The sequence below is a fragment of the Flavobacterium sp. genome, assembly GCF_004295795.1.
Classification (GTDB): Bacteria; Bacteroidota; Bacteroidia; order Flavobacteriales; family Flavobacteriaceae; genus Flavobacterium.
This window is the reverse complement of record NZ_SEBR01000024.1, coordinates 1-22,408: the sequence shown is the minus strand read 5'-3', so window position 1 is coordinate 22,408 and position 22,408 is coordinate 1. Positions and strand designations below refer to the sequence as shown.

General features: G+C 46.3%; 24 protein-coding genes. 14 read left to right on the top strand and 10 right to left on the bottom strand.

Annotation, left to right across the window (positions count from 1 at the left end; translation table 11 throughout):
- Position 1: 1 nt before the first annotated feature.
- The 4 genes from EOO49_RS16485 to EOO49_RS16470 all read right to left on the bottom strand — a co-directional run bounded on the left by EOO49_RS16485 (position 2) and on the right by EOO49_RS16470 (position 3,541).
- Complete coding sequence (locus tag EOO49_RS16485; RefSeq protein ID WP_290847702.1) at positions 2–391, bottom strand: RidA family protein; 390 nt, start codon at positions 389–391, stop codon at positions 2–4.
- Between the two features lie 87 nt (positions 392–478).
- Entirely contained in the window at positions 479–1,042 is a 564-nt protein-coding gene (locus EOO49_RS16480) for a Crp/Fnr family transcriptional regulator (protein ID WP_290847700.1), read from the bottom strand.
- Positions 1,042–1,461: a DUF1801 domain-containing protein gene (locus tag EOO49_RS16475; protein ID WP_290847698.1), complete on the bottom strand. Its 420-nt coding sequence runs from the start codon at positions 1,459–1,461 to the stop codon at positions 1,042–1,044. Before EOO49_RS16475 ends, EOO49_RS16480 begins: the two co-directional genes overlap by 1 nt.
- Before the next feature lie 1,480 nt (positions 1,462–2,941).
- Positions 2,942–3,541, bottom strand: a complete 600-nt coding sequence (locus EOO49_RS16470) for an NUDIX domain-containing protein (RefSeq protein WP_290847696.1) — start codon at positions 3,539–3,541, stop codon at positions 2,942–2,944.
- A 7-nt stretch (positions 3,542–3,548) separates the two neighbouring features.
- Between EOO49_RS16470 and pyrE the strand changes: the two genes are divergently transcribed.
- The 5 genes from pyrE to EOO49_RS16445 all read left to right on the top strand — a co-directional run bounded on the left by pyrE (position 3,549) and on the right by EOO49_RS16445 (position 8,078).
- Positions 3,549–4,196 carry an orotate phosphoribosyltransferase gene (gene pyrE / locus EOO49_RS16465; protein ID WP_290847694.1) on the top strand — a complete coding sequence of 216 codons (648 nt, stop codon included), beginning with the start codon at positions 3,549–3,551 and terminating at the stop codon, positions 4,194–4,196.
- An 8-nt stretch (positions 4,197–4,204) separates the two neighbouring features.
- Positions 4,205–4,597, top strand: a complete 393-nt coding sequence (locus EOO49_RS16460) for an SRPBCC family protein (protein ID WP_290847692.1) — start codon at positions 4,205–4,207, stop codon at positions 4,595–4,597.
- 184 nt (positions 4,598–4,781) lie between these two features.
- The gene (locus EOO49_RS16455; protein WP_290847690.1) at positions 4,782–5,222 is read left to right on the top strand and encodes a response regulator; all 441 of its coding nucleotides are present in this window, start codon (positions 4,782–4,784) and stop codon (positions 5,220–5,222) included.
- A 7-nt stretch (positions 5,223–5,229) separates the two neighbouring features.
- Complete coding sequence (locus EOO49_RS16450) at positions 5,230–5,817, top strand: biliverdin-producing heme oxygenase (RefSeq protein WP_290847688.1); 588 nt, start codon at positions 5,230–5,232, stop codon at positions 5,815–5,817.
- Positions 5,817–8,078 (top strand): ATP-binding protein, encoded by a 2,262-nt coding sequence (locus EOO49_RS16445; protein ID WP_290847686.1) that lies wholly within the window; start codon positions 5,817–5,819, stop codon positions 8,076–8,078. Before EOO49_RS16450 ends, EOO49_RS16445 begins: the two co-directional genes overlap by 1 nt.
- On the opposite strand, the gene EOO49_RS16440 is transcribed toward EOO49_RS16445, so the two are convergent.
- Entirely contained in the window at positions 8,072–8,800 is a 729-nt protein-coding gene (locus EOO49_RS16440; RefSeq protein ID WP_290847684.1) for a biotin--[acetyl-CoA-carboxylase] ligase, read from the bottom strand. The genes EOO49_RS16445 and EOO49_RS16440 overlap by 7 nt on opposite strands.
- Before the next feature lie 94 nt (positions 8,801–8,894).
- On the opposite strand from EOO49_RS16440, the gene rsfS reads away from it, so the two are divergent.
- The 7 genes from rsfS (at position 8,895) to EOO49_RS16405 (ending at position 14,389) form a co-directional block, all read left to right on the top strand.
- Positions 8,895–9,266: a ribosome silencing factor gene (rsfS, locus tag EOO49_RS16435; RefSeq protein WP_290847682.1), complete on the top strand. Its 372-nt coding sequence runs from the start codon at positions 8,895–8,897 to the stop codon at positions 9,264–9,266.
- A gap of 14 nt (positions 9,267–9,280) precedes the next feature.
- Positions 9,281–11,209 (top strand): ATP-dependent zinc metalloprotease FtsH, encoded by a 1,929-nt coding sequence (gene ftsH / locus EOO49_RS16430; RefSeq protein ID WP_290847680.1) that lies wholly within the window; start codon positions 9,281–9,283, stop codon positions 11,207–11,209.
- Positions 11,210–11,310: 101 nt separating this feature from the next.
- Entirely contained in the window at positions 11,311–11,910 is a 600-nt protein-coding gene (locus EOO49_RS16425; protein WP_290847678.1) for a lactate utilization protein B/C, read from the top strand.
- 1 nt (position 11,911) lies between these two features.
- On the top strand, positions 11,912–12,712 hold the full coding sequence (locus EOO49_RS16420; protein ID WP_290847676.1) for a phosphatidate cytidylyltransferase: 801 nt from the start codon (positions 11,912–11,914) through the stop codon (positions 12,710–12,712).
- On the top strand, positions 12,702–13,361 hold the full coding sequence (locus tag EOO49_RS16415; RefSeq protein WP_290847674.1) for a phosphatidylserine decarboxylase family protein: 660 nt from the start codon (positions 12,702–12,704) through the stop codon (positions 13,359–13,361). Before EOO49_RS16420 ends, EOO49_RS16415 begins: the two co-directional genes overlap by 11 nt.
- On the top strand, positions 13,354–13,623 hold the full coding sequence (locus tag EOO49_RS16410) for an acyl-CoA-binding protein (protein WP_290847672.1): 270 nt from the start codon (positions 13,354–13,356) through the stop codon (positions 13,621–13,623). The genes EOO49_RS16415 and EOO49_RS16410 overlap by 8 nt, the downstream gene beginning before the upstream one ends.
- Position 13,624: 1 nt before the next feature.
- Positions 13,625–14,389, top strand: coding sequence for a superoxide dismutase (locus EOO49_RS16405; RefSeq protein WP_290847670.1), 765 nt, complete (start codon positions 13,625–13,627; stop codon positions 14,387–14,389).
- 217 nt (positions 14,390–14,606) lie between these two features.
- On the opposite strand, the gene EOO49_RS16400 is transcribed toward EOO49_RS16405, so the two are convergent.
- Positions 14,607–17,234, bottom strand: a complete 2,628-nt coding sequence (locus tag EOO49_RS16400; protein ID WP_290847668.1) for a valine--tRNA ligase — start codon at positions 17,232–17,234, stop codon at positions 14,607–14,609.
- Between the two features lie 157 nt (positions 17,235–17,391).
- Here EOO49_RS16400 and EOO49_RS16395 point away from each other — a divergent pair, with 157 nt between their 5' ends.
- Positions 17,392–17,829 carry a DUF1573 domain-containing protein gene (locus tag EOO49_RS16395; protein WP_290847666.1) on the top strand — a complete coding sequence of 146 codons (438 nt, stop codon included), beginning with the start codon at positions 17,392–17,394 and terminating at the stop codon, positions 17,827–17,829.
- A 76-nt stretch (positions 17,830–17,905) separates the two neighbouring features.
- On the opposite strand, the gene EOO49_RS16390 is transcribed toward EOO49_RS16395, so the two are convergent.
- Positions 17,906–19,231, bottom strand: coding sequence for a PDZ domain-containing protein (locus EOO49_RS16390; RefSeq protein WP_290847664.1), 1,326 nt, complete (start codon positions 19,229–19,231; stop codon positions 17,906–17,908).
- 123 nt (positions 19,232–19,354) lie between these two features.
- Here EOO49_RS16390 and EOO49_RS16385 point away from each other — a divergent pair, with 123 nt between their 5' ends.
- Positions 19,355–20,548: a pyridoxal phosphate-dependent aminotransferase gene (locus tag EOO49_RS16385; RefSeq protein WP_290847662.1), complete on the top strand. Its 1,194-nt coding sequence runs from the start codon at positions 19,355–19,357 to the stop codon at positions 20,546–20,548.
- 316 nt (positions 20,549–20,864) lie between these two features.
- Here the strand turns inward: EOO49_RS16385 and EOO49_RS16380 are convergent, their stop codons facing one another.
- From EOO49_RS16380 to EOO49_RS16370, 3 genes are all read right to left on the bottom strand, one after another.
- Positions 20,865–21,059 (bottom strand): hypothetical protein, encoded by a 195-nt coding sequence (locus EOO49_RS16380; RefSeq protein ID WP_290847660.1) that lies wholly within the window; start codon positions 21,057–21,059, stop codon positions 20,865–20,867.
- A 227-nt stretch (positions 21,060–21,286) separates the two neighbouring features.
- Entirely contained in the window at positions 21,287–21,823 is a 537-nt protein-coding gene (locus EOO49_RS16375) for a hypothetical protein (protein ID WP_290847658.1), read from the bottom strand.
- A gap of 447 nt (positions 21,824–22,270) precedes the next feature.
- The coding region (locus EOO49_RS16370) for a T9SS type B sorting domain-containing protein (RefSeq protein ID WP_290845401.1) at positions 22,271–22,408 on the bottom strand (138 nt) is incomplete at its 5' end.

Sequence of the window (22,408 nt, the reverse complement as noted above, 5' to 3'; positions counted from 1 at the left end):
ATTAATTGACAACAGTCGCCTCCAACTCCACTTTCAAGGTTTCGAACAATTTTACGACTTGCAGACACGTGATCGTAGTCTTGATTCCGTTGGCCGAAACCCAATCCTGGAACACGTCGAAATCGTTGAAGAACTCGTCGTGATCCGTTGTGAAAATGTTCAGCCTTGCGATGTTTTTCACTTCGTAACCCGCTTGCGTTATGACTTTTTCGAGGTTGGCGATTGCCAGTGCAATTTGGGTTCTCATGTCTGCATCGCTCGAAATCCCATCGTCTGAAATCGCGGTTTGTCCCGATACGTAAAGCGTTCCGGTCACGTTTTTTACCTCTACGGCTTGGACGTAATTTCTTGCGTCTTGCCATTTCCACGGATTGGTGTGTGTCTTTTCCATAATCGTTGTTTTAGAATTATGGTACAAATTTCGGTGGCGATCGCAAAAATCGCGCGTGACAAAACGCACATTCGGCAATAGGAAATGTTAAGAGGAAAGCCGGCTCAGGGTTTCTCTGGTGACGCCGAGATAGGACGCGAGCAGTGATTTCGGAAGGCGTCGGAACAAAATCGGACGCTGCGCCAAAAGTTGTTCAAAGCGTTCCTTGGCAGTCATCGTCGTAAGGGCAAGGATGCGTTTTTGGCCGGCAATGTGCGAAGCGATCGATTTCTCAAGGAAGAAATGCTGCATTTTGGGCAAAGCGTCGCAAAGCTTTCTATAGTTTGGGAATGTCAGGCAGAAAACGGCCGTGTCTTCGAGACATTGCACTTGCATCGTGGCCGGCGTCTGCCTGAAAAACGCGTCACTGTCGGTTTCCCACCAATCTTCCATGGCGAAGGTGACGACGTGTTCGGTATTGTTCGAATCTTTTGCCGAAAGTTTGGTCAAGCCCGAAACGATAAAGTAATTCGGAACGTTTTGTTCGCTTTCGCGGATGAGAAAATCGCCCTTGCGCAGAAATTTTTCGGTAAAATGTGACAGTACGAAAGCGAATTCGTCGTCAGACAACTTTATAATCTTCTCAAAATGCTTTCTCAGGAAATCCTGCATTACGGATACATTTTTTTGGTATGTTCCGCCGATGCGACGATCATTTGCGACAAAACCGATTCGTCTATGTCCGAAAGCCGTTTGACGTAAACGCAGCCTTTGGTGACTTTGTGTTTGCCGAGTTTTTCGAGCAAGGCTTCGCGTCCGTTGAATTCGGATGAAAAATAGAACACCAGATTGGCCTTTCTCGGTGCGAATGCCGCCAATGGCGCGTCGCCTTCGTGCCCGGAATCGTATTTGTAATGATAAGTTCCAAAGGCGATTATCGTTGGCCCGAACATGTGCGCCGGAAGTTTTGTTGCAGCCTCGAAAAGCTCGACAAGACGGCGCGCTTCGTCTCTTTTGGTTTCGTCTTCGAGGTTCGAGATGAATTGCTCGACGGGCACTTGGGTGATTTTGGTTTTGGTTTCGTAGGCCATTATTTCAAATTCGTTGTTCGTTGTTGGTGTTCGCTGTTCGCTGTTCGTTGTTCGTTGTTCGTTGTTCGTTGTTCGTTGTTCGTTGTTCGTTGTTCAAAATTCTATCTACGAATTTCGGGAATTTTTCGAAAAGTGATGTTTTTTTGACGGCTTCGCCTTTTTTTTTGCCACGGATACACGGATTTTCACCGATTTCACGGATTTGCGCTTCGCTTTTTTGATGTCACGGATTTGGACTTGTTACGATATCGAAATCTTAGGAATTAATGATTTAAGCCACGAATACACGAATGAAGCCTTTTATGAAAGCTGACAAACACTTTCAAACCGCGAATTCGCGAATTTACATGCGCGCTGAACATAATTCGTGAATTCGTGGCTTAACGTGTAACGAATTGGCTTCGCATTTTTGCCACGGATGCACGGATTTACACAGATTTCCCGGATTTGCACTGTGCTTTGTGGATATCACCGATTTGGGCTTATACTATGACGAAACCCCACATTTAATAGGCTGAGATATTTAAGCCACGAATACACGAATGAAGGCTTTCAGAAAACTGACAAATACTTTAACCGCGAATTCGCGAATTTATATACTTGCTGAGTTTAATTCGCGAATTCGCGGCTTAACACATATTAATCGGCTTCGCTTTTTTTGCCACGGATTTACACCGATTTGCGCTAAGCTTTCTGGATCTCACGGATTTGGACTTGCAACAATATCGAAATTCTAAGTCTTGAATACATGGAGATATTTAAGCCACGAGTACACGAATGAAATCCTTTTCTGAAAACTGACAAATACTTTAACCGCGAATTCGCGAATTTTTATACTTGCTGGGATTAATTCGTGAATTCGTGGCTTAACGTGTAATGAATTGGTTTCGCTTTTTTACCACGGATGCACGGATTTACACGGATTTGCGCTAGGCTTTATGGATTTCAAGGATTTGGACTTGTAACAATATCGAAACGCTACGTCTTGAATACATGGAGATATTTAAGCCACGAATAAACGAATGAAAGCCTTTTCTGAAAGCTGACAAACACTTTCAAACGGCGAATTCGCGAATTTATATACTTGCTGAGTTTAATTCGTGAATTCGTGGCTTAATACATAATTAATCGGCTTCGCTTTTTTTGCCACGGATTTACACCGATTTGCGCTAAGCTTTATGGATTTCAAGGATTTGGACTTGTAACAATATCGAAACTCTACGTCTTGAATACATGGAGATATTTAAGCCACGAATAAACGAATGAAAGCCTTTTCTGAAAGCTGACAAATACTTTTAACCGCGAATTCGCGAATCTATATACTAGCTGAGTTTAATTCGCGAATTCGCGGCTAAGCTATCGAATGAAAGAGTTTCGCTGTTGAATTGTCAACGATTTACACTCGTCGCTGATAGAAATCCCGATGTATAAACAGATGTATAGGTTCAGTTTTAGGATTTGGAATTTGATTTTCGACCCTTCAGCCCGCCGTTTGCTCCTCAAAAAGCAATTTGATGTTCTCGTAAGAATTGTGCAGCGCCTGCTCGATGTCTTCAGGGTTTAGCCAGGCGACTTTCTCGATGCCTTCCTCAAGTTGCGGATGCAGCGTGCCTTCGAAGTTCGATTTCATCTCAAACCAGTGCGTGACTTTGAGTTTGTAGCGTCCGTTTCGCTTGAAGACGTGGTAGGTTTTTTGGAGTTTCCGCACGATCGTAAGCTTGCCGACGCCGGTTTCTTCCTCGACTTCGCGCATGGCCGTTTCCTCGATCTTCTCGCCTTTTTCGAGTCCGCCTTTTGGCAAATCCCATTTCCCGTTCCGGAAGATGAACAAAACCTGGCCTTTTTTGTTGTAAACGAGTCCGCCTCCGGCCTTTTGCACCGGAATTTTGGCCTTGATCGCCTTGAGCATTTCCTTTTCGTCGGGATGATACAGGTAAGCTTTCTTGACCTTGTTCGAGAACAGCTTCGAGATAAGCTGCGTAAAGTCAATGCCTTCCAACAAAAACAGTTGGAAATCGGTCTCCTTTTGTATCTCTCCAGTCAGGAAAAGAGGTTTGTCGTTAACAAAAACTTTATACATTTGCAGTATGATTTTCAATAAAGATACAGCCGAAAAAACCGCAGAATTGCTTTTGCAAATAAATGCAATAAAATTGAATCCGAAAAATCCTTTCACTTGGGCTTCGGGTTGGAAATCTCCAATTTACTGCGACAATCGAATGGTTTTGTCGTTTCCTCCTATCCGAAACTACATTCGTGAGGAATTCTCGAAACAAATCGAAAAACAGTTCGGAAAACCCGATGTGATTGCCGGTGTTGCCACAGGCGCTATCGGGATCGGGATGTTGGTTGCCGAATATCTGGGGCTTCCGTTCGTATACGTTCGTCCGGAACCAAAAAAACACGGACGCCAGAATCAGGTCGAAGGCTTTTTGCAGAAAGGACAAAGTGTCGTGATCGTAGAAGATCTGATCTCGACGGGAAAAAGCAGCCTGATGGCCGTTGAAGCCTTGAGAGAAGCCGGAGCCACGATCAAGGGAATGGTAGGGATTTTTACTTACGGATTTCCGGTCGCGGCCGAAAACTTCAAGGGTGCCAACGTCGATCTTTACACTTTGAGCAACTACGAGAATCTGTTGAACCTCGCCGTGACCAAAAAATATATCACTGAAAACGAGCTCGAAACGTTGAAGGAATGGAATTCCAATCCGGCGGAATGGGGCGTCGAAGCATAATCTGACCTATGAATCTAGAAAGCCCGAAAGTTTCCGTAGCGAAACCAGCACACTACATTTTCGAACAATTGACCGAGGTCAAAAACTTCGAGAAACTGATGCCAGAATCTATCGCCAAGTTCGAATTGACGGGAGAAGATTCGTTTATTTTCGCCTTGAAGGGCATGCCCGAAATCAAGTTGCGACTCAAGGAACAAACCGCTCCCACTTACGTAAAACTTGGAGCGGCGAGCGATAAATTGCCTTTTAGCCTCGAGGCGAAGATCGATGCGGTTGCCGAGGACAAATCGGATATCCAACTTTTCTTCGAAGGCGAATTCAATGCGATGATGGCCATGATGGTCAAAGGTCCGATCAGCAAATTTATCGAGACATTGGCCGCCAATATGCACAAGTTGTAAATCGACGTTCGGCTAAAATTTTGCCTTTCCCTTCGGAAGGGCTTTTTTTTGCATTTCGCCTTTTGTTTACTTTTGTTGCGAAATCGTTCGACAATCTACAATTTCGGCCATAAAATGGGAATTTTGTAACATCACAAGCTTCGTGTTTTGGCTATATTTGTCGGTAATGCAGCAACAGCACCAAATGAAAACAGATTCAAATCTTACCATTTTTTACACCGACGACGATGTCGAGGATCTGGAATTCTTCAGGGAAGCAACCGAGAGCCTTGATCGGCACATCGAACTTGTTACGCTCAACAGTGGCGAGGCTTTGTTGGACATTTTGCAAAATCCGCCACCAAGACCACATTTGATTTTTTTGGATATCAATATGCCCGGATTGACGGGATTCGACGTACTCGAAAAAGTGCGAAAAACCAACAATTTCTCGAAACTTCCGGTGATCATGTTCACGACATCGAACGATCAGGTCATCATAGATCGCAGCCGCAATTTGGGTGCGAGTTTCTTTGTTCAGAAGTCCGGAAATTTTCCTAACCTCAAAAAATCGATCGAATTTGCGATGAGCATCGATTGGAAAAACCACAAAACCACGGCCGACAATTTCGTCTACGCCGCCTAATTTTTATATGAATTCAGACACTACCGCCTCGGTTTCCTTTTTGGAAAGACTCAGGAATGAAACTACAGACGCCCACACGGCCTTGGAACGCATTCCGGTTTCGGCCGCGATCTTGAAGCCCGAAGTCACCAAAGAAGAATATGCCGACTATCTCAAATTGATGTTTGAAGTCGTTTCGGCTCTGGAAACTGAAGTGCATCCGAAAATCTCGACGATCATCAGCGATTTATCCGACAGGAAAAAAGCCAAAGATCTCGCGAACGACCTGAGTCATATCGGAGGCACGATTCCGCTTGACGGGAAAAATCCTTTTGAGACCACAAACGATAAAGCTTTCAACCTAGGAATTGCTTATGTCGTGGAAGGTTCGACTTTGGGCGGACGATTCATCCTCAAAAACATACAAGCCAATCTCGGTCTCGACGAAAATGCGGGAGCGACGTATTTTGCGGGCTACGGCAACAAAACCGGAAGCATGTGGAAATCGTTCCTCAACGAAATGACCGGATTCGCGTCGAAAACAAATTCAGAAAACCAGATCATCGCCGGCGCCAACCACGCTTTCGAAGCTATCCACAAACATTTGAGCGCCTGATGAAGATCAAGGACATCGTGAACCGGGAAATCGTCAACCTCACCAACTGTGAGCACGAACCCATACATATTCCCGGAAGCATCCAGCCTCACGGTTTCCTTCTAGGCCTGAAATCAGACAATTTCAACATCGATTTTTGCAGCGCCAATACAATCGATTACATCCATACGCCTCATGGTGAACTGCTAGGAAAATCTTTCGATGCGGCTTTTGGGGACGAACAACTTCAAAAACTCAAGGATTACCTGAGCCACGCCATGTGGAGTTCTCCGCTCAAGCTAGATTTTGGCGGAAGCACTTTCGGATGCACGGTTCACAAAAGCGATGCGACCTTTATCGTCGAAGCCGAACCGATCGCTTACAACGAGCTTCCGATGTCAAGCATCTACGACCAGACTTCTCAGTTTTTGTCGTACATGAACGAAACCCACACACTCAAGGAACTTTGCCAGCTCGTGGCCGAAGGAACGCGTGAAATCACAGGTTACGACCGCGTGATGGTTTACAGATTCGACAAGGATTACAACGGGGAAGTTTTTGCCGAATGCGTAAGGGACGACCTCGAACCTTTCCACGGCTTGCATTATCCGCATACCGACATTCCTGTGCAGGCGCGCGAACTTTACCTCAAGAACCTTTTGCGCCTTATTTCGGATATCGGATACAAGCCTGTTCCGATATTTACCGTTGACGACGCTCACGGCAAGAATCTCGATCTGAGCCATTCGGTTTTGAGAAGCACCTCGCCTATCCACATCCAATACCTTCAGAATATGGGCGTTGGCGCGACATTGACGATTTCTTTGATCCACCAGAAAAAACTTTGGGGATTGATCGCCTGCCACCATTATTCCCCGAAAAATCTTACGCCGGAAATTCGGCTTGCGGCACAATTGCAGGGAAATTTCCTGACCTCGCAAATCGACGTGCGACAGTCTTATGAGGAATATGAGGTTTCGAGAAAGACGAATGCGGCTTTGGAAAGACTCAATGCCTTGCGCCTTTTGCCGAAACCCGAGGCTTTCGAGCGCGTTGTCGAATTTCCTGAAATGCTCGATTTGTGTAATGCCAGCGGCGTTTCCATAAAGTTTGGAGGCGAGATTTTCACGGCCGGATCGGTTCCTGAGATCGAAGACATCAACGAACTTTCGAACTGGCTTTTCCATTATACGAACGGCGGACAACTTTTCACCGACAAATTGCTGGGACATTTGCCGGACAAACCCGAATTGTGTCAAAAAGTACCCGGAATAATCTACCACTCGCTTGGCACGAACGAGGAAAGTTGCGTGATTTGGTATCGTCCCGAAACTGTTACGGAAGTGCATTGGGCGGGCGATCCGTCGAAAGCGATCGTGAAAGACGCCAAAGGTTTGTCGCCCAGAATGTCGTTTGAGCTATGGAAGGAATTCGTCAAATACCAAAGTAAGCCGTGGCAAAACCCCGAACTCAATTCGGCGGCGAACTACGCACACTCGTTGCAGCGCCAAATGAGCCTGATCTTGCTTACCGAAGAAAGCCGACGCAATCTCGAACTGAACCGGATTTTGGCCGAAACCAATTCCGAACTCGAGAACATCAACTGGATTTCGACGCACGATTTGCAGGAACCGCTGCGAAAAATCCAATTGATGGCTTCTCGTTTGCTGTCGAAAGATCTAGATATTTCTCCCGAAGTATTGGATTCGCTGGTTCGCATGAACAATTCGGCCAACCGCATGCAGACTTTGCTCATCGACATTCTCAAATACACGAGAATCCAGCATACGAAAGGCACGTTCGAACCTGTCGAGCTATCTGAAATGGTCAGTCAGACGATAGAAGAACTCAAGGAATTGGCCGTCGAGAAAAATCCCGAGATCAGCGTGGACAAATTGCCCGAAATCAAAGGTGTCCTGTTTTTGCTGAAGCAACTTTTCTCGAATCTGATCTCGAATGCCATCAAATACAGTCGCGAGGAAGTCGCTCCAAACATTTCTATTTCGTATTTGGGGCAACGCAACAACATCAATCCTGCAAGTCCCGAAAAGTTGTTCGAGGCGATTTCAGTGAGCGATAACGGCATCGGTTTTGACCAAAAATTTGCCGACAGCATTTTCAACATCTTCACGAGATTGCACTCACACGCCGAGTACAAAGGTTCTGGCGTAGGATTGGCTTTGTGCAAGAAAATCATGCAGACGCACGGCGGATTCATCGAGGCAAAAGGCGAAACTGGACTCGGTTCCATCTTTACACTTTACTTTCCCGTCGATCAATAAAGCATCGTCACTTCCTTGATCCCGAACGATTTTATGGAATCGTCCCCGAGCTTTATTTCGAGCAAGCCTTCTTTTGTGGCGTTTGCGATAATTCCCATGAATTTGTCGCCGGAAAGGTCTTGAAAAAGCGTCGGTTTTCCTTTTCGGAAGAGGTTTTGCTGATAATCTGACCAGATTTTCTGCGATGTCTTTTCGAAGACTTCCAATCGTTTTTCCAAAGCCGATGCAATGTGGATACAGATTTCGTCTTTTTCAAAAAAAACGCCTGAAACCAACGCCAACGAACTTGCATTTGGCAATCCTTCGAAATCCGTCTGGTTGACGTTGAGTCCGATTCCGATCACCGAAGCTACCGAATTGTCAGTTTTGACACTGTTTTCTATAAGGATTCCGCCAACTTTTGTGCGACCTGACATTATGTCGTTTGGCCATTTTAGGCTCAATTCCGGTATGCCGAACGTTTTCAGCACCTCAAGAATCGTCAGCGCAACAGCAGCATTCAGCGCGAACAATTGTGTAGTTTCCGACATCTGAACCTTCACAAAAACACTCATAGTCAGATTCTTGCCTGGTTCAACTATCCAGGTTGCGCCTCTTTGGCCGCGTCCGGCAGTTTGGGTTTCGGCCGTCACGATCGTGAATTCGGAAAGGTTTTCGGCCTTGGCCAAATCTTTTAAATAATCGTTGGTGGAACCGATGGCATCGAGTTTGATTAATCGCATGGCAACCGAGTGAAATACTGTTTTTAATCTTTTGTTAAGTGTCAAAATTAACGACAAAAAATGGTAACTTTGCGAACTTATATAAAATTGTTAAATGGCGAAAAAGACAAACAATAACGATATCCTGCTGTCACTCATCATCAAAGGAATCGAAGACGTAAAAGGCAACGATATCGACATTCTCGACCTGAGGGAAATCGAGAATTCAGCCTGCGATTATTTCGTGATCTGCAACGGTAATTCCAACACTCAGGTCAACGCCATTGTCAATTCGATACAAAAGTCGGTCTCCAAGGAAATTCACGAAAAACCGTGGCATGTTGAAGGCGCCGAAAACGGTGAATGGGTTCTTATGGACTACGTTCACATCGTCGTTCACGTGTTCCAGAAGCAAATCAGGGAATACTACGACATCGAAAGCTTGTGGGGAGACGCAAAGATCACCAGTATCGAAAACAAATTCTAATCCCATTAAGCTAAATGGCCCAAGAAAATAATAACCCGACCCCAAAAATGAGGTTCAATCCGTGGTTGCTCTATGTAGTTGTCATCTTGATTTTCCTTGCGATTTTCACGATGAACGGCGATTCTGCCTTCCAGGAACCAAAAAAAATAAGTTTGCCGCAATTCAATGCGTTGCTTGAAAAAGGAGATGTTGACAAAGTGGTGATCTTCAACAAGACCGAATGTGAGGTTTTCCTCAAACCGGCAGCGTTGAAGGAACCGGCGAACAAGAAAGTTTCCAAAGATCTTTTCGACCGCGAAAACAAAGGCCCGCACTACACCTTGGAAATCGGTAACGACGAGATTTTCCAGAAAAATCTCGATCAGGCAGTAGCCGACAAGAAACTGCGAGATTTCCAGTTCCAGCCCAAAAGCAATTGGACGGACATCTTCCTGACCTTGCTTCCGGTTTTTGTGATCGTGGCCATCTGGATCTACATCATGAGAAGAATGTCGGCAGGCGGACCGGGCGGCGGCGGACAGATTTTCAACATCGGGAAATCGAAAGCGCGCTTGTTCGACGAAAAGACCGACATCAAGACAACATTCAAGGACGTTGCCGGATTGGAAGGCGCGAAAGAAGAAATACAGGAAATCGTCGAATTCCTTCGAAACCCTGAGAAATATACGAGTTTGGGCGGCAAGATTCCGAAGGGTGCCTTGCTGGTAGGACCGCCGGGAACCGGAAAAACGCTGCTTGCGAAAGCGGTCGCCGGTGAAGCGAAAGTTCCGTTTTTCTCGCTCTCGGGATCCGATTTCGTGGAAATGTTCGTTGGCGTCGGAGCTTCGCGTGTTCGCGACCTGTTCAAGCAAGCCAAGGAAAAATCGCCTGCAATCATCTTTATCGACGAGATCGATGCCGTTGGGCGCGCCCGTGGAAAAAACAATTTCTCCGGATCGAACGACGAACGCGAAAATACCTTGAACCAACTCCTTACGGAAATGGACGGTTTCGGAACAAATTCTCACGTAATCGTTCTTGCGGCCACAAACCGCGCAGACGTCCTGGACAAAGCCCTGATGCGCGCCGGACGTTTTGACAGGCAGATTTTCGTGGATCTTCCGGACATCAGGGAAAGGAAAGAAATCTTCGAAGTACACCTCGGTCCGCTAAAAAAGGTCGAAAATCTCGATACCGACTTCCTCGCCAAACAGACGCCAGGTTTTTCCGGGGCCGATATCGCAAACGTCTGTAACGAAGCTGCTTTGATCGCTGCCCGTAAAAACAAACTTGCGGTCGACAAACAGGATTTTCTTGATGCCGTGGACAGAATCGTCGGCGGACTCGAAAAAAAGAACAAGATCATCACTCCCGACGAAAAACGCGCCATCGCGATCCACGAAGCCGGTCACGCAACTGTAAGCTGGATGCTTGAACACGCGGCTCCGCTTGTAAAAGTGACGATCGTTCCGCGCGGACAAAGTCTTGGGGCGGCTTGGTACTTGCCCGAAGAAAGACTGATTGTGCGTCCGGATCAAATGCTCGACGAAATGTGCGCCACGATGGGCGGACGTGCTGCAGAGAAAGTGACGTTCAACAAGATTTCCACCGGAGCTTTGTCCGATCTTGAAAAAGTGACCAAACAAGCTCGTGCGATGGTGACGATCTACGGCTTGAACGACAAGGTTGGAAATGTGACGTATTACGATTCCACGGGACAAACGGACTATAATTTCTCGAAGCCTTATTCTGAGGATACGGCCCAGATCATCGACAAGGAAATTTCCGTGTTGATTGAAAGCCAATACCAACGCGCCATCGATATTTTGGAGCAGCACAAAGAGAAATTGTTCCAGTTGGCCGACATCTTGATCGACAAGGAAGTCATCTTTAAGGACGACCTTGAAAACATTTTCGGCAAACGCCCATTTGACAAAAATTTGCAGGAAGAGACAAGCCTGTAATTATATAGCCTTATTTTTACAAAAATCTTAATTCGAAAACTTTTTGAATTAAGATTTTTTTATCTTTGGGTGAATTCGAACGCTAGGAAACGTCAGATTATATGAGCCTTTTCAGGAAGATTTTCGGTTCGGGAAACGAACCACATGGCGATGAAAACGAAAGTGAGTATCGTCCTCAGGCGCAGCCAAATATGCCTGTAGATGAATTGTTCACTTCCAATTTCAAGCGCAACGGCGGGAAATTCATCTATTGCGAAAATCTCGACGAGGTTCACGAACAATTTGAGAATATCCTTGAGGAAAACGATTGGTTCGAGTCTGAAGCGATGTGTTATGAGCAGAAATTGTTCAGCATGCTTGACGACAACAACGTCCACCACGGAAATCTGCCCGAGCCCAAATTCCTGCTCGCGTCTTGCGAAAACCTCGTCGCCGACGAAGGTTCCATCCTATTTTCATCCAAACAGATCAAGCAGAACAAGCCAAACGATCTTCCTTCGAACATCGTCATTTTGGCCACTACAAGCCAAATACTGGAATCGAAAAGCGACGGACTTCGCGCCATCAAGAAAAAGTACGAAACAGATTACCCTACCAACATTACGACCATAAAATACTTCGAAAAAGCGAAAGAAGAGGATTTCCTTCAATACGGAAGCGCTCCCAAAAACCTATATTTGCTGCTTCTAGAAGACCTTTAGTATGAATGAAACCTTAACCAGGACGCTTTCCGGGGCGGTTTACATCGTTATTTTAGTCGGTTGTGCTTTGTTCCCAATGAGCTTTGTTGCGCTTTTCGGGATTTTTTTATTGCTGGCTGTTTTCGAATTCTGCGAATTGACGCAGCTTCCAAAACTCGGACCGTTACTTACTTCGGCCTTACTTTATTTCCTTTTTACAAGTCTGCCTTTGTCCAACATGATGGAATTGGCTTTGCTTGTTCCAACGATTTACGTCTCAGTCAGACTACTACTATTCTTGTTTTCGTCGAAATTCATCGGATTGGACAAAACCACCAAATATGTTTACCTTATCGGATACGTCGTGCTTCCGATGGTTTTCATCACCAAACTGCCATTCGAGAAAGGCCAATTCAGACCCGAAGTCATCATTTCGATTTTCGCGCTCATCTGGTCGAACGACACTTTCGCGTTTCTTGTCGGAAAAGGCTTCGGAAAGCGCAAACTTTTGCCGAGCGTTTCTCCGAAAAAGACCGTCGAAGGATTTTTTGGAGGGTGGATTTTCGCACTTCTTTTCGCAATCCCGATCGCGATCTGGCTTGTCAAGGAACCCATACTTTTTTGGCTTGTCATCGCAACCATAGTGAGTTACGTGGGTACGATAGGTGATTTGGTCGAGTCCAAATTCAAGAGAATTGCCGGCGTAAAAGACAGCGGACGCATCATGCCCGGTCACGGAGGTATACTGGATCGCCTCGATAGTGTTATATTTGTAGCTCCATTCGTATTTTTGTTTTATCAAATCGTTTTTTATGTTTCATAAGGAAGGCGGAAAAATAATCCTGATTTCAACGACACTTTTCGTGGCGCTATTGCTAACGACAGATTATTTTCTCAAAGACATCGCGTGGTTGCGCATGACCGTAATGCTCGCAGGATTGTTCTTTTTGATCATGATCCTGCAGTTTTTCAGGAATCCGAAAAGGTTTCACAACCCAGACGACTCTATCGTAACTGCTCCCGTGGACGGAAAAGTCGTCGTGATCGAAGAAGTGTACGAAGGCGAATATTTCAAGGATCAACGCCTTCAGGTGTCGATTTTCATGTCTCCGATAAACGTACACGTAACGCGCTATCCGTTGAACGGAAAAGTGAAATTCAGCAAATACCATCCGGGAAAATATCTTGTGGCTTGGCATCCGAAAGCGAGTACGGAAAACGAAAGGACGACTGTCGTGATCGAAAACCGCATTTTCGGGGAAGTTTTGTACCGACAGATTGCCGGTGCGCTCGCCAAGAGAATCGTGAATTACGCTCAGGAAGGCATGCAGGCCGTGCAAGGCGAAGACGCCGGATTCATCAAATTCGGGTCGCGCGTCGACTTGTACTTTCCCGTCGGAACCAAAATCGACGTAAAACTCGGGCAGAAAGCTATCGGGAACAAAACGGTCATCGCTTCGAAGAATGTCTGACCAAGATCTAAATACACGCTTTCAGGAAGCTTTTGCCCTCGCATCTGCCATGTCACAAGCCGATTTGCCGCAAGACACGCAATTGCGCCTTTACGCCTACTACAAACAAGGTTCACTCACGCAGCCATCGATGAACGTGAATTCGGGAATCGATTTGCGCAATGCTTTCAAGACAAATGCGTGGATGCAGATCCGGAATATGGCACCCGACGAAGCCAAACGCCTTTACATCGAACTCGTCGAATCGCTCCAGCACCGCTAACATGAGAAAGTCCGCAGTTTTGCTTTTCGTTTTTTCGGCTGTACTTTTTTCGTGTCAGCAGAAAAAACTCACCGAGGTCGTCGAAGTGCCGCTTCCGGCTGCCGAAGAAAAAATGACGATTGGCAAACCCGAAGACGTTTCGGCCGACGAAGGCGCTTTCTCGATGTACAAACTGCCGTTCGCCTACGACGCATTGGCTCCGAATCTGGACGCGATGACCATGGAAATGCACTACGGACGCCACTATCTGACTTACACGAACAATCTCAACCGACTGCTCGACAGCACCGAAAACGCCAAACTTCCAATAGAGGAAATCTTCAAGAAACTCAATATGTCGGACACCGATTTGAGAAACAACCTTGGCGGCTATTACAACCACACGCTCTATTTCGAGACACTTCGCGCCAAATCGCAAGGCGCTCCAAAAGACACTTTGGCCAATGCGATCAAACGCGATTTCGGTTCGTTCGACCTGTTCCGAACTAAATTGGAAGACGCAGCCGAAAGACAATTCGGTTCAGGCTGGGCTTGGTTGGTGACCGATAAAGCCGGAAAATTGCAGGTTTGCGCCACTGCGAATCAGGACAATCCTTTAATGCCGGGAATGCCCGTGAAAGGCACTCCGATTTTGGCGATCGACGTTTGGGAACACGCATATTACCTCGGCTACCAATACCGACGCAAGAAATACATTTCCAACTTTTTCAATTTGGTTGACTGGGAGAAGGTTTCGGCCCGATATGAAGCAGCCATTAAAAAATAGTGGCAGTTGCAGAAGCAGTTGCAGTTGCAGACGCCGAGTACGAGACCGAGAAAAGCCTTAAAATTCCCACGTTATAATCAGGCCACGACTGCGCGAATATCATCTATTCGTGCATTCGTGGCTTTTTCATTCAAAAAAAACTTCTCGATGGACAACCGAAGTCGATCCAAAGAGAAGTCTTATTTAATTTGTTCCGATATTGGCCGGAATCCGATTCTTATTTCAGCGAAGTCAGACTTTGCTCGATCGTGGCGATTTTGGCCAACGCATCGGCTTCTTTCTTGCGCTCGTTGGCGATTACGGCTTCTGGCGCGCCACTCACGAATTTCTCGTTCGAAAGTTTGCCCTGAACCGATCTCAGAAAACCTTGCGTATATTTCAATTCCTCGCTCAATTTCTCGATTTCGGCCGCGACGTCGATATTTCCCGTTACCGGAATAAAATACTCGTTCGATTTGACGCGGAAAGAAAGCGCTCCGTCGACCTTTTCGTTCACGAATTCGAGACTTGACAGATTCGTCAGTTTTTCGATTACCGAATGAAAAGTGTCGGACGCATTCTCGTTGTTGAGCACCTTGAGCTCGATCGCGTCGCGGAACGAAATGTTCTTGTCTTTGCGGATCGTCCGTACTCCTGAAATCACTTCGGATGCAAACTCGAAATCGGCGATGATTTTGGTGTCGAAACTTTCGGCTTTTGGCCAATGGTTGACGATAAGCGCTTCTTCGGTGGAACGTTCGGCTATATATTGCCAGATTTCTTCCGAAAGAAAAGGCATGAACGGATGCAATAGACGCAGTACGTTCTCGAGTGCATCGATCGCGCCCGCGAAAGTTTTGGCATCGATCGGCTGTTGATAAGCCGGCTTGATCATCTCGAGATACCACGAACAGAAGTCGTCCCAAACGAGTTTGTAGATCGCCATCAATGCGTCAGAAATGCGGTATTTCTCGAAATGGTCTTCGATCTCGAGCAAAGTCTGCTGCAATTTGGCGTTGAACCAAGCCACGGCTTTTTGGGATGCGTCCGGAGCTTCGATAGCATCCGAAACTTCCCAACCTTTGATCAATCGGAAGGCATTCCAGATTTTGTTTGCGAACGAACGTCCGTTGGCGCACAATTCCTCGTCGAACATAATGTCGTTTCCGGCAGAGGCGCTCAAAAGCAATCCGACGCGAACGCCATCGGCACCGAATTTCTCGATCAAATCGAGCGGATCTGGCGAATTGCCGAGTGATTTGGACATTTTACGACGTTGCTTGTCGCGAACCAATCCGGTAAGGTAAACGTTCGAAAACGGTTTTTGGTTAGTGTATTCGTAACCTGCGAAAATCATTCGGGCAACCCAGAAGAACAAAATGTCCGGGCCAGTCACAAGATCGTTCGTTGGATAATAGTACTTGAAATCATCGTTCTCCGGATCGTGTATTCCGCCAAAGACCGCAATCGGCCACAGCCACGAGGAAAACCAAGTGTCGAGCGCATCGGCATCTTGTTTCAAAGTTTCGGCCGTTATGTTCGGATTTTTGGCCTTTGCCATTTCCAAAGCCTGCTCCTTGGTTTCGGCTACTACGAAATCCTCTTTTCCATCTCCGTAATAATAAGCCGGAATTTGTTGTCCCCACCAAAGTTGGCGCGAAATGTTCCAGTCGCGGATGTTTTCCAGCCAATGGCGGTAAGTGTTGTCGAATCGCTTCGGATACAACTTGATTTCCTCGGTTTCCAAAACGGCTTTCAGCGCAGGCTTGACCATTTCTTCCATGCTCAGGAACCATTGGTCGCTCAAACGCGGTTCAATCACGGCTTTGGTCCTTTCGGAAGTGCCGACTTTGTTGTTGTGGATCTCAACCTTTGCCAAAGCTCCGATGTTTTCGAGTTCTTTCTCGATTTCCTCGCGCACGACGAATCTGTCCTTACCCGCATAATGCAATCCGAACGAATTCAGCGTAGCATCGTCGTTGAAAATATCGATAACCTCGAGATTGTGCTTTTCGCCCAACGTCTTGTCGTTCACGTCGTGGGCTGGCGTAACTTTCAACGCTCCGGTTCCGAATTCCATGTCGACGTAATCGTCTTCGATGATCGGAATGACGCGGTTTGCGATCGGGACGATCACTTTTTTGCCTTTCAGATGCGCGAATCGCTCGTCGTTCGGGTTTACGCACACGGCCGTGTCGCCCAGAATCGTCTCGGGACGCGTCGTTGCAACGGTCACGAATTCCTCCGAACCTTCGATTTTATAGTTGAGGAAGTAAAGTTTACCTTGTCTCTCTTCGTAATTGACTTCTTCGTCAGACAGCGTCGTTTTGGCTTCCGGATCCCAATTTACCATTCTGTATCCGCGGTAGATCATGCCTTTTTTGTACAAATCGACGAAAGATTTGATGACAGATGCCGACATGTCAGGATCCATCGTGAACTTGGTACGATCCCAGTCGCATGAAGCTCCCAGCTTTTTCAATTGCTCGAGGATTACGCCACCGTATTTTTCTGTCCATTCCCAAGCGTGTTTGAGAAATTCCTCCCGCGTCAGATCGGCTTTGTCGATGCCTTCTTTTTTGAGTTTGTCGACCACTTTGGCTTCGGTCGCGATCGAGGCGTGATCTGTTCCAGGAACCCAACAGGCGTTGAAACCCTTGAGTCGTGCACGTCTGATCAAGACATCCTGGATCGTATTGTTGAGCATGTGTCCCATATGCAGCACACCGGTCACATTTGGAGGCGGAATTACAATGGTGTAAGGCGTTCTGTGATCTGGAGTAGAATGGAAGTACTTGTTTTCCATCCAGTACGAATACCACTTGTTCTCGATTTCTGCAGGCTCAAATTGCGATGGGATAGCCATATTTTGTTTAGCGTAATGGGTTGATTTTTTGGCTCGGTTCTTGAAATTACCGACGCGGCACAAAAATAGTCGTTTATGTGCCTTTTAAAAAATTAAGAAGTAATAATTTGTGCAGAAGTTAAAACACTCTATTTTTACGAACCAAATCATTTCACCCATGAGAAAATTCTTGTTTCTGTTGGCTTTCGCCGCCTTTCACGCAGCTGCTTTGGCGCAACACGGTCCGAAAATCGAATTCTTGAATAAAGACAACACCGTCGATTACGGAAATGTGACAAAAGAATCCGACAGCGGCGTACGCTCATTCGAGTTCAGGAACACGGGAGACGCGCCATTGGTCATCACAAACGTACAGTCAACTTGTGGTTGCACGGTGCCGTCGAAACCGACAGAACCGATCATGCCGGGAAAAACCGGAAAGATCGACGTGAAATACAACATGAATCCGGGACCGATCCGAAAAACCATCACAGTCGAATCGAATGCGATCAACTACGAAGGCGGAAGAATCGCCCTGAAGATCAAAGGCGAAGTCATCGTCAAGAAAGAGGATAATCTGCTGGAAAAGAAAAAGACCAGTCCTATGATGCAGTAGTTCTCAGATAAAAGATGATAGATAATTGATGATAGACTAAAAGATGCTAGACAACCTCTCGATTCGGGAGGTTTTTTTATAGCATTTTGCGAAGTCGGAAACTCGCGTTGATCCTTATGCCGTTCCTTTCTACCTCTATCACCACTTCTCTATCGGGTTCAGATCGCATCATATCGGTGATTTGCTGTAACGTGTATCTGTAAGCCAGTCGGCCGTTTATCGCCAGAAGCGCGTCGCCTTTTTGCAGACCTGCCTCGGCCGCCGGAGAATCGGTTCGCACGCTTGTGATCTTGTAGACCGGTTTGAGTTCGAATTTATAATGAAATCCGGAGAATCGCTTTTCGAAGTTTCCATCGTATTCGTCCCCTTTCATATTCGTGTTGAGCTCGACGGTTTCCTTTATCCATTGCAGTCCGCCGTGCTCGATTTCGAGTCCGCTCATATTATAGTGGAAAGCTTCCGAAAACGCTTCTCCTTTGCTGAAGAACATTTGCTTGTTCGGATAATCCAAAACCACGACGAACCGTTTGAGAATCTCGCCTCCCACCGATCCCAGACGATCCTTGACCATATTGACATGCCGCACCGAGACAGCATCCGGAAAAGCGACGATCGGTTCCTCGAAAGTGAATCCGGCAATGCCGAACTTCTTGATGCGTCCGCGCTTTCCGAAGATTTCGCCGCTGAATCCGCGTCCGAGAAAATCCTCGAAATACTTCTTGGGCAATAAAATCTCATCGGACAAATTCTCGAAAAGCCAAACCGCGTCGCCGCTTCCCGTATCCACCAAAAGTTTTGCGTTCAAATTGTCGCTTTGCTGCAGCACATCGGCAAAAATATAGGGCTTTCTGAGCTCGATAGAAATCGGGAGCCTTTTCATTTTGCGCTTGATTTTCCGCAGTGCTTTTTCGGTGTCGTGAAAAATCGTGATCCGCTTTCTGTCGTAATTGATCTCAATGAGGTTGTTCCTGAAAAATTGATAGCCGATGATGCCGTTTACCGGAATCCCGATGTGGGACGAAAAGTTGAAATCCTGATCGAGCACGATATAAAGCATGTGGTTGGAATCGTACATATCGTCGAATCTCAGCGTATTTCCGGACGATTTCATGCCTTCTATCGATTCCTGCTGACCCAATCCGCGCAGCCAGACTTTCTCCACGTTCTCGAATTTGATCTCTTTGGTTTCCTCGAGACTGAACAGGATGGTTTCCTCCACGCCCGTGTCCAACAGAAAGTTGAGCCGCACGCCGTTCAATTCAACCGGAATGATGATGAGATTGTTGATCAGGTTGAAGTGGATGACCGTCTTTGACCTCTTTTTGTCGAACTGGAAATTCCCCTGTGAAAACGACACGTTGGCCGTCAAGAGAACCGACAAAAAAAGCAGCAGACGCTTCATGCAAGTTTTTTTATAAAGTTAATAATTTCCTAACCCTAATTTTCAGAATGCTGATGCAAACACAAAATTTCCTTGCCGAAACTTGCAAAAAAATTGCAACTTTGCGTTTCAAACCACGCTCCCATGCCAAAAATTTCGAATAAAGGGCTACAAATGCCCGAATCGCCAATCAGAAAGCTAGTTCCGTATTCTGAAGCTGCCAAAAAGAAAGGCCATAAAGTCTATCATCTCAACATTGGCCAACCCGATATCAAGACACCCGAACTCGCGCTCGAAGCCGTTCGCAATGTCAAAATGGAAGTGCTCGAATACAGTCACTCGGCAGGTTTCGAAAGCTATAGAAAAAAACTCGCGGCCTATTACACTAGGCAAGGTTTGGCCGTTGAGACACAAGACATAATCATCACCACCGGCGGTTCCGAAGCGCTTTTATTCGCCATGGGAAGCACAATGGACCAAGGAGACGAAATCATCATTCCCGAGCCATTTTACGCAAATTACAACGGGTTTTCGACCGCTTCGGGCGTGACCGTAGTTCCTGTGATTTCCGGTATTGAAACGGGTTTTGCGCTTCCGCCGATCGCTGATTTCGAGAAACTGATCACTCCAAAAACCAAGGCGATCCTGATCTGTAATCCTGGAAATCCGACTGGGTATCTGTATTCGAAAGAGGAAATGCAGCAATTGGCCGAACTCGTCAAAAAACACGACCTGTTCCTGATCGCCGACGAAGTTTACCGCGAGTTCGTATACGACGGCGGCACGCATTATTCGGTCATGAGCATTCCGGGACTTGAAGAATATGCGATCATGATCGACTCGGTTTCCAAGCGTTACAGCATGTGCGGGGCGAGAATCGGTTGCATCGTTTCCAAAAACAAAGATGTGATGGCCGCCGCAATGAAGTTCGCACAAGCACGTCTGAGCCCGCCAACTTTCGAGCAAATTGCCAGTGAAGCCGCGCTCGATACGCCACAAAGCTATTTCGACGAAGTGTCTGCCGAATACCTCAAGAGAAGGAATATTTTGGTCGGGGAATTGAGCAAGATCGAAGGCGTGACCGTGGCCAATCCAAAAGGCGCGTTCTATTGCATCGCCAAACTTCCGGTCGCCGACGCCGACGATTTCGCCCAATGGTTGCTCGAATCTTTCGACTTGAATGGAGAAACCGTAATGGTCGCGCCGGCCGCAGGTTTCTACTCGACTCCGGGCGCCGGAAAAGACGAAATCAGAATGGCTTATGTACTCAAAAAAGGTGATTTGGTACGCTCTGCCGAAATCTTGAAAGCAGCGCTCCAAGCCTATAACTCAAAATGATTTTTAGAAGCTGATCCGGTTGTCCGCTATTAGCTTTCTCGAAAAAGCCTGGTTTTCCAAAGGGCGAAACGAGCTTCCTTCGGTCGCTGTTTCGCCCTGGGAAAACCAAGTCTTTTTCCGCAAATGGCTAACCGCGACATCCGGGCTAGGCCGCGAATTTCAAAACTTCAATCACGGAGTTGTCATTTCAATCGCCAATCTTTTTCCAAAGGCATCGGCTACCATGAAAAATAACTTATTATTTTGCTGCATTGCTATCGTCAACTTTGCCTCGGCGCAAAAAATCTCCATTTCAAATGAGCTCTTGGCGAAGTTGCTATGCAGGAAATGGCAAGTGGACTTCGCGTTTTCCGACGGAAAAAAAATCGACCGCAACCAAATCCCCGACGCTCAGTTTTACGAACTGACCTTCCGTGCCGATTACACAGTACAAGTACGTGTCGCCGATAGTACTTTTTATGGAAATTGGTGCTACGACCAGGTTCGGAAACACGTGGAGGTCGAACTCCATGGAAAAAATGTGCTCCGGATTCTTTCAGTCAGCGAAAAGGAACTCATAGTGACGAATCGGGATGATCCGACAAAAGGTTTTTCGATTCTGCCACAAAATTTCACGCACTTCAGTCCTAAATAGACTTTATCTTATCAGAATAATATGGTCTTTTGTTAGATGCGTCGGTCGAAATCGGAAACCAGCCAAACCTTATTCGAAATCCATCAACATCCCGAGATTTGCTATCATTGGTTTGAGCCTTCTGCTCTGTAAAGAACTTCCCTAAAATAGGAATTGAACAAATCGTTGCCTTCGAACCTTGAAATCACTTCTGGAGCGGCCGTTTTGCATGCTTGAAGATATTCGGTTTCAGCTCCGGAAGGAATTGAACCCAAATAGGCCAGTTTGTATATTTTGTCTTCGGGCGACAAGACATGTGCGCTTTCGAGAAACTGCTTTGCCGTATTTTCCCATTCCGTGTAGTCTCCGAATAAGTATGGAAAAATCCCAATCGTGTAACCTAGCACGAATAACGCGTCAGGGTTGCCCCGATGTCTTTTTATTCCTTCGTCGCCGAGAACTTTGAGTTCATCGGCAATTTTTTGATCGGCGACAAAATCCTGCAGTCCCAAAGGATAATCCTCGACGGTCAGGTACCATAGAAAAAAATAGTAATGCCTCCAAAGCCTATAATCTGACGGATTCTCAGCGTAAGCTTTTCGATACTCTTCCAATGCGGGAATATAATTTCTGTCTGCTTCTAACTTTAAAATAGCGTTCACTGTTTCTGTTTTTTGGAAGATTCTTAATAATGAAAGTTTGTGGCAATTTGTATTTCGAAAGTTGTATTTATATTTCTTTTTTTTCGGAATGGAAGTTGTCCAAAGTGATACCGTTTTGCTCAAAGCGAATTTGCAAGGACTTGTCTTTTTTTACGACGATATTATTTTTTGTACGTGAAATGAATGTAAGAAATAAAGAATCCTTTTCACGTATTTGCCAAATCCAATTTCCTGAATAACAAAAGACAGTGGGCAAAATCGTTTTCTATTTCGATGCAAACCCATAATTGCCGAAGTGCCTAATATTTCGTGTGAGCAACTTTTGCTGTTTTTCAAAATGAAAATTCTGTCAGGCTGTCTGAAACTAGCGGCAATTGCATTCAACTGAAATGCAAAAAACCGCGACCTTTTAGGATCGCGGTTTCTTTATTCCTGTCTAAACGAAACTTAACGTTTCAAGGAGAAGTGGGCTCTAAATTCTTTCATGGCGCCACTCGGATCCGGATACTCGACCAGGAACCAGTAATCGGTCGACGGCATCGGCTTCCCGTTGAAGGTTCCGTCCCACCCGTTCCCGCTCTCGGG